Here is an 11,728-nt window from a genome sequence, read left to right as displayed (position 1 = left end):
TAAGAATAGATTGTTTTGTTTCAATAAGCCGACATTCAAGAAGAATGAAGGCTTTTTTATATCGATTGAATGGTACATGAATGTCTCAAAAAGAGATAGGGAATGTGCATTGCCAGAAGAAAAGTTGAATCGTAGAATGATAACGTATAAGTGATAATGAGAATCGTTATTATAAGCGGACTCGATTCACAATACTTATTATTTATTTCATAGAGGTGAAGGATTCATGATCGGGGGAACATGGAAGAAATCAGCTTGGCTGATTGTATTGGTAGCGGCAGTATTGGGCTTATCCGCTTGCGGCTCAACAGGGGCTCCACAGACGAAAAAGGAGTCTTCCACAGCGGCTGAGGCAACGGATCATTCCACTGCCAAGAGCGAAGCGGAAACGAAGGACACAGATACCCGTGTAGTGAAGGACGAGTTCGGGAAAGTATCGATTCCTGCAAATCCGAAGCGTGTGATGGGAGTGTATTTGCAAGATTATATGACTGCCTTAGGCGTGAGACCAGTCATGCAATGGTACCATCCTAGCTGGGGGAAGCAGGATTATCTAGGACTGGATGTACCGGCATTTGATATTACCGGCAGCATGGAGGCATTGCTGGCAGCCAGCCCCGATCTCATCATCGTTGATGGTGGTGTGGATGCTGCGAAATATGCGCAATACTCCAGGATCGCTCCTACTTATCGGCTCCAGGAAGGGATATTGCAAAATCCCCTAGAAATCTTAAAAAAAGTTGCTGATTTGCTTAATATGAAGGAAAAAGGGGACAGTGTGCTTGCACAGTGCAACCAAAAGATAACAGAGACGAAGGACAAGCTGCAAAAAGCGGTTGGAAACGAGACAGTTACCGTTATTCGTTTGAATGTAGGCGATAAAACGTTGGCTCTATTTGGGATCGAAAACCGATATATCGGCAGCATATATAAGGAAATGGGGCTGACTCCACATCCACTGGCGAGGGATATGAAGGAATTCAACGCGATCTTGTCGGAAGAGAAGCTTCCGGATTTGAATGCACATCATATCATTGTGTTCCCGTCTAACGGTACATGGTCCTCGGAAGAGAATAAAGAAGCAGAAAAGCTGCTTGACAGTACACTGTGGAAAGGGCTGCCTGCCGTGCAAAATCATTGTGTGCATGAAGTGGATTTTTTGACATGGATGAATTAAGGGGTCAATTCCAACAAGAAAAAATTGATGATGTACTTACGCTGCTCACATAGACATCAGTATCATCAGATGAATAAGTAGTAGCTTTGAGTTCATGAAAATGCCCATTCCTTGCTGCATTATTCAATTTAGATAACGGACATGGGACTGATGCTCTGGTACAATATATAAAGCAAGATAGAACTGGGAGTTGAAGCAATGAAGCCAATTACGATCTTAATCGCAGAGGATGAACCGGAAATTGCCGATCTCATTGCCCTGCACATTCAGAAGGAAGGATATAACTATATACAAGTATTAGATGGTCAAGCAGCCGTTCAAGCCGTTCGCAAGCATCCAATTGATTTGGCGATCTTGGACATTATGATGCCAAAGCTCGATGGATATGAAGTAACTCGTCAAATTCGAGAGCAGCATACCATTCCGATTATTTTCCTTAGCGCAAAAGATTCAGACCTCGATAAAATTACCGGCTTGGTAAGAGGAGCTGATGATTATATGACAAAGCCGTTCAATCCAATGGAATTGGTAGCGCGCGTCAATGCACAGCTGCGCCGTTCCATCCAGCTAAATCAGCCGACGACAGGAACAGGCAAAAACGTGCTGCAGGCAGGTGGTCTTGTTATACATGCTGAACAGCGTACCGTCAGTCTGTATGGGGAAGAAATCGAGCTGACGCCAAAAGAGTTTGATATTTTATACTTGTTAGCGAGTTCTCCCAAAAAGGTATACAGCTCAGAGCTTATTTTTCAACAGGTATGGGGAGAAGCCTACTATGAAGGCAGCAATACCGTTATGGTTCATATTCGTACCTTGCGCAAGAAGCTAAAGGAAGACAAGGCCAACAACAAGCTGATCAAAACGGTATGGGGGGTAGGCTATTCGTTCAATGGGTAAGCTGCTGAGAAGCTTTCGCTTCAAAATGATCTTGCTGCTGGCATGCAGCATGCTGTTATCCGGAATCATTACATATTCGCTTTTTAAAGCAATGCAGCTCTATTATCATACTACGAGATTGGAAGATCCGTTCACAGCCGTCCGATATTTTATGCGCGATGTGGGGGACATCTATTTTTTCTTAATTATTTACATCCCCCTTACCATAACGCTATTCTTTTTGTTCACGAGACGATATAGTGCTTACTTTCGAGAAATTTCAACAGGCATTCGCTATTTGGCTGACGGGGATTTTACGAGAGAAGTCCAAATAACTTCCAACGATGAATTTGAAGAAATCGCCCGCGATTTGAATCAAGCCAGCTTAAAGCTGCGAGGGGCTTTAGAAAGAGGAGACTTTGCCGAAAGAAGCAAGGATCAATTGATATTGAATTTGGCGCATGATCTGCGCACCCCGCTTACGTCTGTGATTGGATATTTGGACTTCATTCTTCGTGAAGAGGCACTGTCAGATGAACAGCGCAGGCACTTCACTGAAATTGCATTTGCCAAGTCGAAGAAGCTGGAGAAGCTGCTTGAGGAGCTGTTCGAATTGACCCGAACGAATTACGGGAAGCAGTCGATAAGCAAAAATCAAATTGACGTTGGCGAGCTCCTGATGCAATTGAATGAGGAGATGTACCCGGTCTATGAAAATCAGCAGCTTATTTCCAGAATGAGTATAGATCCTCACTTGACTGTGCTTGGTGATGGAGATATGCTGGCCCGCGTATTTGAAAATTTGCTGATGAACGCAACTCGCTATGGCAGTGACGGCAAGTATATCGATATCCATGCACGCTCAGAAGCAGGTGCGGTAGTCATTCAAGTTGTGAACTACGGCGCATATATCCCGCCTGAGAAGCTTCCTCACATTTTCGACATGTTTTATATCGGTGACGAATCCCGAACGCAGCGTGAAGGGAGCACGGGACTGGGCTTATTTATTGCAAAGAACATTGTTGAGCAGCATCATGGATCCATAACAGCGCAAAGTGACGTGATTTGTACAGAGTTCAAGGTGTGCCTGCCCATGTATATAGCTCCCTCTCATGAAGCAGGCTCCAATGAAGTTGCTTCTAAATAATCCAATTTAAGAAAAACTTTATTTTTACCACCACTTCTTTTTATTTGTGTTCCTTATCCTGATTACAGGACAAGAGAAGACCTTAGAAATGAAGTGGTTTTTTATGTCGAATGATGAAGAGTGCAGCTATGAAATAGGATGGGAATGATGATGAATCGGAAGATGAAAAAATGGTTTCGCAAAGATGCCGCTGCAGCCCTGTTATTTCTTTTGCCTAGTGGAATCGGATTCGCCATGTTCTACCTGATTCCATTCGGAATGGGAGTCATGTATTCGTTTCAGGACAATGCGGTCAATGGTCAATTTGTCGGTCTTACAAATTATCGTGATCTGATGACGAGCGATTCCTTTCGCAAGGCTGCCATACATACTTTTTATTTTACTGCGCTAAGTGTTCCGCTAATGATTGCACTTTCATTAGGCCTGGCTCTATTGCTGAACAAAAATGTATATCTGAGAAAAGGACTGCGGACAGCTTATGTATTGCCGCTTGTCGTACCAACGGTATCCATTATCTTAATTTGGCAGGTGCTTCTAGACTGGAATGGGTCGCTGAACGCCTGGCTTAGTGCCTTTTCCTTCGAGCGTGTGGATTGGATGAAGTCTGATGCCGCCCGAATAGCCGTCATTGTTGTCTTTATGTGGAAAAATATAGGGTATAACATGATTTTATTTCTGGCAGGTTTGCAGCAGATTCCGAATGATTATTATGAGACGGCGGCGATCGAGGGGGCGGGTCGCATGCGTATGTTTAGCAGTATAACGTTGGTTTATTTGACTCCGACGATGTTTTTCGTTGTACTGATGTCCATCATTAACTCATTTAAAGTATTTCGCGAAACGTATCTTGTCGCGGGCGATTATCCGCATGACAGCATCTACATGCTGCAGCATTACATGAATAATATGTTCATGTCTCTTGACATTCAGAAGCTGACAGCGGCGGCAACCATAATGGCGGTCTGCATACTTTTCATTGTCCTGGCACTGTATGCGATCGAGCGTCGGTTCCGACAGTCAATGGAATAAGAATGGAGGGAGTGAGTTGCACACAACGCAAAATAAGCTTCGCGCATGTCTGTTAACGATCGTCATGACATGCATCGCAGTCATCATGCTAGCACCAATAGTGATAACATTCACAAATTCAATAATGACAGAGCAGGAAATTGAGCGGAACTACGTTTTAATCGGCAAGATGAATGATGCTGCCGTTCCACATTCGCATCAGTTTGCCAATTTGAAGCTATTACCGGATCAAGTGTCAGCAGAACAGTATCTCAACATTTTGATAAAAAGTCCGAAATACCTGTCCATGTTTTGGAATTCCGTATTTCTGGTTGTGCCGATCATTGCTGGGCAAACAGCAATAGCAGCACTGGCAGCTTATGCCTTCTCCAAGCTGCGATTTCGCGGTCGGGAAGCGATATTTTTAATATACCTGTTGACTATGCTTATGCCGTTCCAAGTAACGCTTGTACCAAATTATATTATGGCGGATCGGCTAGGCTTGCTCAATCATTCAAGCTCCATTATTTTACCGGGAATCTTCGCTGCATTTGGTGTGTTCATGCTCAGGCAGTTCATGCTTCATATTCCGTATGCCTACATTGAAGCTGCGAAAATAGACGGGGCCAGTCATATGCGGATATTTTTCACCATTATTTCGCCGCTGGTCAAGCCGGGAATCGCGGGACTTGTCATTCTGCTGTTCGTCGATTATTGGAACATGGTAGAGCAGCCGCTCATTTTTTTCAATGATCCATTGAAGCAGCCGTTGTCGGTCTATTTGTCCAAAATCAACGAAGGGGCAAAGGGCGTTGCATTTGCCGCCTCCATGCTTTACATGGCTCCTATGGTGCTGCTGTTTTTATATGCGGAATCATACTTCATCGAGGGCATTCAATTGTCCGGCATTAAAGGGTAGCTTTCAGAGTAGGAGGAATAGCGAGTGTCAGTTGCTGGGCTGCAAGAAGATAACCATGATCGCAAACGCAAGCAGGTTGTAAAGAGGATATCCATATTATTAATAGTCGTGTTGGCTGTACTCACCTTGTTCAGCAACACATTTGAATCACTGATGCTGCCCAAAGTGATAACCGAAAAGGCAGTAAGCGGCAGTCTTGACCATAAGCTGGTTGGGGGCGGCATACTGCGTCCTATTTTAGAAGTCAAGTTGATGAATCCTGCTGGCTGGAAAGTAAGTAAGGTATTGGTGAAGGAAGGTGCACAAGTCAGAAAAGGGCAGACTTTAGTAACTTACGACAGCATCACTGCAGAGCGTGAATTGCTGGACGAAAAGGCGAATTTAGAGAAGCAGCACATTGAGCTGCAAACCATTCAAGATCAGTTTATTACTTCTTCTACTGTAGATAGGGATGAGATGAAGCTCCGAAGCGCATCCCGAGATATACATACACGCAAGCTGGATATCGAGATTCAAACACGTAAAGTGAATGAACGAAGCAGACAATTGGCGAAGCAGAATCGTATTGCTGCCCCATTCGATGGGATCGTCACCAAAATTCATGCTGTTGAAGGATTGGCATCTGCAGGTGAGCCTGATGTTGTGGTTTCTAACAGCAGCGGCGGTTACTTTTTCGAACTTACAATGGATGCAGCGCGCTTGACAAACCTTGCTTTAACGATTGGCGACATCGTGCAAACTGAAGTACAGGTCACCCAACAGACTAAGAAACAGTCACGTCAGCTTGATGCTACGATAATGGAAATAAAGGATACGGCGGTAAGCTCTAACGATCCAGTCGCAGCGGGGAGCAGCGCGGGGGAGATATCTGTCCCACAGGTATATAAGATTGTTCGTCTCAAAATTACAGACAAGAGCTTGAGAGGCGGTGAAGTAGCACGAATTACGTTGATGAAGCGATCTCACCAAGAAGGAATGATCATATCCAATCAAGCGATTCATCGCGATCGGGAAGGAACGTATGTGTACGTCGTGGATGAACAGATGGGCCTGCTTGGCAATGCATTCACTGTACGCAAGGCCCTCGTTACGATTTTGGAAAGCAACGACAAGGTCACATTGGTTCAGCCTGACGGCATTTACGAGCAGGAACTGATTATTATGAATAGCAGTGAACCTATACAAAATGGCAACCGAGTTCGATTGCAATAATCTGCAATATGTCTGATGTCGAAAAAAGAAAGAGGAGGAGATAGCGGTGAAAAAACGACTACTGATAGTGTTGGCTTGTATGGCGCTATTGACAATGACAATGGCTTGCGGCTCTAGGGAGCAAGGGGAAAAGCCGAAAAAAACAAAGGATGGAAAGACGATCGTTACGATGTCAATGATGGGCACGGATTCGTTCTATAAGGCCGCTGTCAAAAAATTCGAACAAAAAAATCCGGACATTGAAGTGCAGCTACACATATATAAACAACCGAATGAAAAATGGGAGGAGAATGATCACGACAAATATGTGCAGAAGATAAACACAGAGCTATTGGCTGGAAGCGGAGCAGATATTTTAGAGGTAGCGAGTCTGCCTGTCGGGAAATATGTAAATAAAAAGTTGTTCGTCAATTTGAACGAGTTCATAGACAAAGAGGAACTCCTGCAAAAAGGGGATTTATATCCCAATATTATAAATTCGATGAAAATCAACGATGGACTATACTCAATGCCGCTTACCTTTTACATGTTATGTTTTATTGGCGATGGAAATGTACTGAAGAAGGCTAATATTCAGGTCGATGATAAGAATTGGACATGGCAGCAATTCGAACAAGTGGCTCAGCAATTGAAACAACATTCAAGTGATGATGGGGGGATCCGTTATGCATTGGCCAACTACCCGCCAGAGGATCTGCTGCTAGAGATCGTTAGCAGTCGATATGCGGAGTTTGTTGATAGTCGCATTCAAAAAGCAAGCTTCGATGCACCGCGCTTTATCGAACTGATGGAGCAAATCAAGAGCATGTATGATCATCAAGTTGTTACATCGAAGGAGGCGGAAATCGGCAAGCAGCTATTCTATTCCACTATGCTGATGTCTTCAGCTGACTTTGTCGAATGGCCGCATACTTTATATTCCAATCCAGTACTGATGCATCGGCCGCATACAGCAGAGCAGGACAGCGGCGTTAATTTTTATGCCCCCTATCAGCTTGCTATTTCAGCCAAGTCGCAAGTTCAGGAGGAGGCATGGAGATTCCTATCCTTTTTAGCATCCGAAGAAGCGCAATCCATGCAGGAGAGACGCGGGTTCTCCGTACTTGCCTCGGTGAATGAGAAGAAGTTCAGCGATGTACAAAGTAAAGTGAACAGTGGGGCATTCAAGCTAGAATCGGGAAAAACCGTTAAGGTGGCTGATGGGTATTTTGCCAAGGCCAAGCAGCTTCTGGCAGCAGCAAATGGCTACTCATCTGGCGATGACAAGTTGTTCTCAATTGTTAAGGAAGAATCGAAGTCGTATTTCAGCGGTCGAAAGTCAGCACAGGAAGCAGCAAAATTAATTCAGAACCGTGTGACCACCTATTTGAATGAATAATGAAGCGGAGAGAGGGGCAGCTATGCGCTCTTCTCTTTTGATTGTGATTCATCGCAGTGACATCCATTCATGAGAAGGTGAACTACATGCTCGTCGTATTTTTAGCCTCCGAACAAGCTTCCTTCATTAATGGCAGTAATCTTCGGGTTGACGGTGGATCGGTTGCGAGCATGTAACCAGTGAAAGGGAATCACGGTTTTTGACACTAACCTTGATGTAAGTACCTGAACTAAAAGTGCGTACTTACAATTTGATAGTGATCATCTTATACTCAAGAGGCACACCTATCTAAGGAGGTCAAATCGTTGAAAACTCTTGTAATCGTAACACACCCAAACCTTGAAACTTCCGTTGTCAACAAGCGCTTGGCAGAGGAACTTAAAAAGCATCCAGACAAATATACAGTTCACGAATTGTATAAGGCATATCCTGATGGCAACATCGATGTGCAGCAAGAACAACAGTTGATAGAGTCGCACGGGAATCTTGTATTGCAGTTTCCGATTTATTGGTTTAACTGTCCGCCGCTGCTTAAAAAATGGCTGGATGAGGTTTTTACGTATGGATGGGCTTATGGTTCAAACGGTGGAGACAAATTAAAAAATCGAAAAGCTGCATTGGCTGTGTCTGCTGGCATTAAAAAAGAGGATATTGAGGATGAGGGGAAATATCGTTATTCACTTGCACAAATTTTATCCCCATTTGAAATGAGCTTTCAATACTGTAAAGCAGATTATCGCTCATTCTATGCGTTTTACGGGGCAGAAAATGACCCTTCCGAAAGCAAGTTGGAACAAAGTGCTCTTGAATATGTGAATTTCATTGACAACCTGTAAGCAGTAATTTCTTTAAGCAAAATATATAGTTTTCGTTGTGGTCGGCTAGGGATAGGATTAAAGTGGAAATGCGAATGTAAAGAAGACGAGGTGCTTGCTCCTCGTCTTTTGTGATTTTCCCTACTTGTAATGCCTTTTATAAATCGTCATCACTAACAAGCATTTCGCTATTATTCATCTTCATCGTCTTCATCTTCATCATCGTCGATATCGAGCTCCTCGCTGACATCATCTTCATCATCGTCGATATCGAGCTCCTCGCTGACACCTTCATCATTAACGTCGATATCGGGCTCTTCACTGACATCTTCATCATCAACGTCAATATCGAGCTCTTCACTGACATCTTCATCATCGTCTTCATCTTCATCGTCGTCGTCATCGTAATCATCTTCATCATCTTCATCGTCGTCATCGTCATTGTCCAAATCTATGCTAGTCTTATCTCCATTCTCAAACTCGACCTCGATATCATCAACTTGTTCCCAGTCGATGTTTTCTAGAAAAGAATTAAGGTCGTTGCCTTCATCAGTATTGTACTCGACTTTCTCTCCGTCAACATATTCGATTTCGATGCTATCAATATCCGCTAACTCTTTGATCTTGTTCACATATTCATTCTTACTCACTCGGATCCATCCTCTCTAGATTGGATTAGTAACATTATGAACGTTCCTTCTATTTTATGTTTATATTTTAGGAAGGTATGGACAAATGAAACCGCTGTTGCGTGGAATTTTGACTATTTCTCTGTAGTTCAGATGGCAACCGTATATTTTCTCTATGAAGCTCCAGATGCCCTTACTAGGAAGAGTAGTCAGTCATATAGTGGTATATGGTTTTAACTAATAAAGGAGCGAGCATAATGAAGGGGTTAATCCTCAGTGCTGGCAAGGGTTCTCGGGTACAACCATTTTCCTTTACGACCCCCAAACCTTTGCTTCCCGTTGCAAATATTCCGCTTCTCTATTACTGCATCGGTAACCTTGTAGAAGTTGGGATTCAAGAAATAGGAATTGTGATCCAACCTGGACACCATACGTTATTTGCGGAACAGTTGGGACGAGGGGAACGTTGGGGAGTGGAAATAACGTATATATACCAACATATACCGCTAGGAATTGCCGATGCAGTTAGGCAGGCAGAAAGCTATATTGGCTTGAACGATTTTGTACTTATGCTTGGAGATAATCTAATTACCGAATCATTGGCAGGTCTCTGTGAAAGCGTTCTGCGAAAAAGGCACGACGCATGTATGCTGTTAGGAGAGGTAGCTCAACCGCAGGATTATGGAATTGTAGAAATATGCGATGATCAAGTAATAGGGCTGGAAGAGAAGCCCGAGAATCCAAAATCGAATTTAGCGTCGCTTGGGGCATATGTGTTTACTTCTAACATATTCGAGGCAGTTCGTTCTATATCTCCGTCAGCGCGGGGAGAGTATGAGATTACACATGCTATTCAGTGGTTGATAGACCAAGGATATTCGATTGGTTATACGATTACGGATAAAAACCATACAGACATCGGAACGATAGGACGATGGTTAGAGGCGAACCATTGGGTACTGGATGATATCGGGGATGATAATCTTCGTGAATTGCACTTCCAGTATCCGGGATGTCGACTGATCCCGCCGGTTGTAATCGATCCAACCAGTGAATTGAAGGATTGCATCATTGGTCCCTATGTAACTGTCGGACCTAGAGCCAAGATCAGTCACTGCAGCATCAAGAACAGCATTGTGCTGCAGGATGTCAGCATTACAAATGCACAACTCAACAATGTGATCGCGAATCAACATGATATCGCTTCACCGTCGAGGGGGTGAATAGCATCGATATTTTGGTCATAGGTCTTGGATATGTCGGGACAACTACTGCTCTTGCTTTTGCTGAAAGTGGATGGAAAATCACTGGATTCGACACGGATCATCTCAAGCTCTGCTCCTTGGAGAAGGGAGAACTTCCCTTCTATGAGCCAGGCCTAGAAGAGCTGCTGCAAAATCATGCACAGCAGGGGAACATCAGGTTTGTTAGGGATGTAAAGCAAGCTATTGAAAATCATCAAATCTTTTTATTTGTGTGGGCACACCGTCTCGAGAAGATGGAAGTGCTGATTTATCATATATACAACGGGCAGCAGAATGGATTGGCGAATATATGCAAGAACACAAAGTCATTGTTGTGAAAAGCACGGTGCCAGTAGGAACTCAGAAAAAAGTCGCAGCATGGATTGGCAGCAAACAAAGGAAACCAATATCATTTGATGTCGTATCTAACCCCGAATTCCTCCGGGAAGGCAGTGCACTTCATGACGCGCTTCATCCGGATCGAATTATTCTTGGTACCGATTCGCAAGTTGCGGCTGATGTTGTAAGCAGCCTTTATCGGACTTACACGGGGCCTATAATCCGGACACAACCCTCTACAGCAGAGCTTATCAAATATGCCTCCAATGCTTTTCTAGCGACTAAGATTTCTTATATGAATGAACTAGCCAGATTGTGTGATCAATGTGGTGTATCAATTTCTGATGTTGCACAAGGTATGGGGCTAGATCCCCGAATCGGTTCTTCTTTCTTGCGAGCAGGCATCGGATACGGAGGCTCGTGCTTCCCCAAAGACGTTAACGCATTGCTAAGCACAGCGGAGCAGTATGGCACTCATCTAAGCTTGCTAGAGAAAGTAGTACAAATTAATCAGAGCCAAGTTTCATATTTTCTAACGAAGTTGACAGCCAAGCTCGGTACACTTGAAGGAAAAAGGATAGCGATCCTCGGACTAGCTTTCAAGCCGGGAACGGATGACATAAGAGAGGCGCCTTCACTTGCTATCATTACTCAATTATTGAACAGTGGTGCCATCGTTAGCGTTCACGATCCCGTTGCTAAACTTCCTTTCAACGATCCAGCAGCTCGGTTGACACAATATTCCCATATTTCAGATGCGCTGCAGAATACGGAAGCAGTCATCATTTGCACAGAATGGCCGATATATGAAGCGATGAATTGGAAAGAGGCCATTGATGTCATGCAAACTCCAATTCTGCTGGATGGCAGGAATATGCTGAAGGCAGCCGAGATGATAGAGTTCGGATACGATTATCTAGGAGTGGGCGGGCACAAATAGAGAGAAAAATAGAAGATTATTTTAAGCAATAGATAGGGAGGTGA

10 protein-coding genes and 1 pseudogene are annotated in these 11,728 nt (G+C 43.8%); 10 read left to right on the top strand and 1 reads right to left on the bottom strand.

Annotated elements, in window-relative coordinates:
* Window positions 1–226: 226 nt before the first annotated feature.
* From PAV_RS19795 to PAV_RS19760, 8 genes are all read left to right on the top strand, one after another.
* Complete coding sequence (locus tag PAV_RS19795) at window positions 227–1,177, top strand: ABC transporter substrate-binding protein (RefSeq protein WP_005549256.1); 951 nt, start codon at window positions 227–229, stop codon at window positions 1,175–1,177.
* 198 nt (window positions 1,178–1,375) lie between these two features.
* Window positions 1,376–2,074 carry a response regulator transcription factor gene (locus tag PAV_RS19790; protein ID WP_005549254.1) on the top strand — a complete coding sequence of 233 codons (699 nt, stop codon included), beginning with the start codon at window positions 1,376–1,378 and terminating at the stop codon, window positions 2,072–2,074.
* Window positions 2,067–3,200: a HAMP domain-containing sensor histidine kinase gene (locus PAV_RS19785; protein WP_005549253.1), complete on the top strand. Its 1,134-nt coding sequence runs from the start codon at window positions 2,067–2,069 to the stop codon at window positions 3,198–3,200. Before PAV_RS19790 ends, PAV_RS19785 begins: the two co-directional genes overlap by 8 nt.
* 162 nt (window positions 3,201–3,362) lie before the next feature.
* The gene (locus tag PAV_RS19780; RefSeq protein WP_040736408.1) at window positions 3,363–4,229 is read left to right on the top strand and encodes a carbohydrate ABC transporter permease; all 867 of its coding nucleotides are present in this window, start codon (window positions 3,363–3,365) and stop codon (window positions 4,227–4,229) included.
* A gap of 64 nt (window positions 4,230–4,293) precedes the next feature.
* A complete protein-coding gene (locus tag PAV_RS19775; RefSeq protein WP_051135176.1) occupies window positions 4,294–5,127 on the top strand; it encodes a carbohydrate ABC transporter permease in 834 nt (277 codons plus the stop codon).
* A 24-nt stretch (window positions 5,128–5,151) separates the two neighbouring features.
* Window positions 5,152–6,339, top strand: coding sequence for an efflux RND transporter periplasmic adaptor subunit (locus tag PAV_RS19770; protein ID WP_005549248.1), 1,188 nt, complete (start codon window positions 5,152–5,154; stop codon window positions 6,337–6,339).
* A gap of 46 nt (window positions 6,340–6,385) precedes the next feature.
* Window positions 6,386–7,717: an ABC transporter substrate-binding protein gene (locus PAV_RS19765; protein WP_005549247.1), complete on the top strand. Its 1,332-nt coding sequence runs from the start codon at window positions 6,386–6,388 to the stop codon at window positions 7,715–7,717.
* A gap of 305 nt (window positions 7,718–8,022) precedes the next feature.
* A complete protein-coding gene (locus PAV_RS19760; protein WP_005549246.1) occupies window positions 8,023–8,553 on the top strand; it encodes an NAD(P)H-dependent oxidoreductase in 531 nt (176 codons plus the stop codon).
* A 170-nt stretch (window positions 8,554–8,723) separates the two neighbouring features.
* Here the strand turns inward: PAV_RS19760 and PAV_RS34800 are convergent, their stop codons facing one another.
* Entirely contained in the window at window positions 8,724–9,182 is a 459-nt protein-coding gene (locus tag PAV_RS34800; protein WP_005549245.1) for a hypothetical protein, read from the bottom strand.
* A 236-nt stretch (window positions 9,183–9,418) separates the two neighbouring features.
* Here PAV_RS34800 and PAV_RS19750 point away from each other — a divergent pair, with 236 nt between their 5' ends.
* Entirely contained in the window at window positions 9,419–10,384 is a 966-nt protein-coding gene (locus tag PAV_RS19750; protein WP_005549243.1) for a sugar phosphate nucleotidyltransferase, read from the top strand.
* Window positions 10,381–11,684 (top strand): annotated as a pseudogene (locus tag PAV_RS19745) (UDP-glucose dehydrogenase family protein). The gene PAV_RS19750 and the pseudogene PAV_RS19745 overlap by 4 nt, the downstream one beginning before the upstream one ends.
* The last annotated feature ends 44 nt before the right edge of the window (window positions 11,685–11,728 follow it).

The organism is Paenibacillus alvei DSM 29, assembly GCF_000293805.1.
Classification (GTDB): domain Bacteria; phylum Bacillota; class Bacilli; order Paenibacillales; family Paenibacillaceae; genus Paenibacillus_B; species Paenibacillus_B alvei.
Note: the sequence above shows the minus strand (reverse complement) of the source record. Positions and strands in the feature narration are given on the sequence as shown.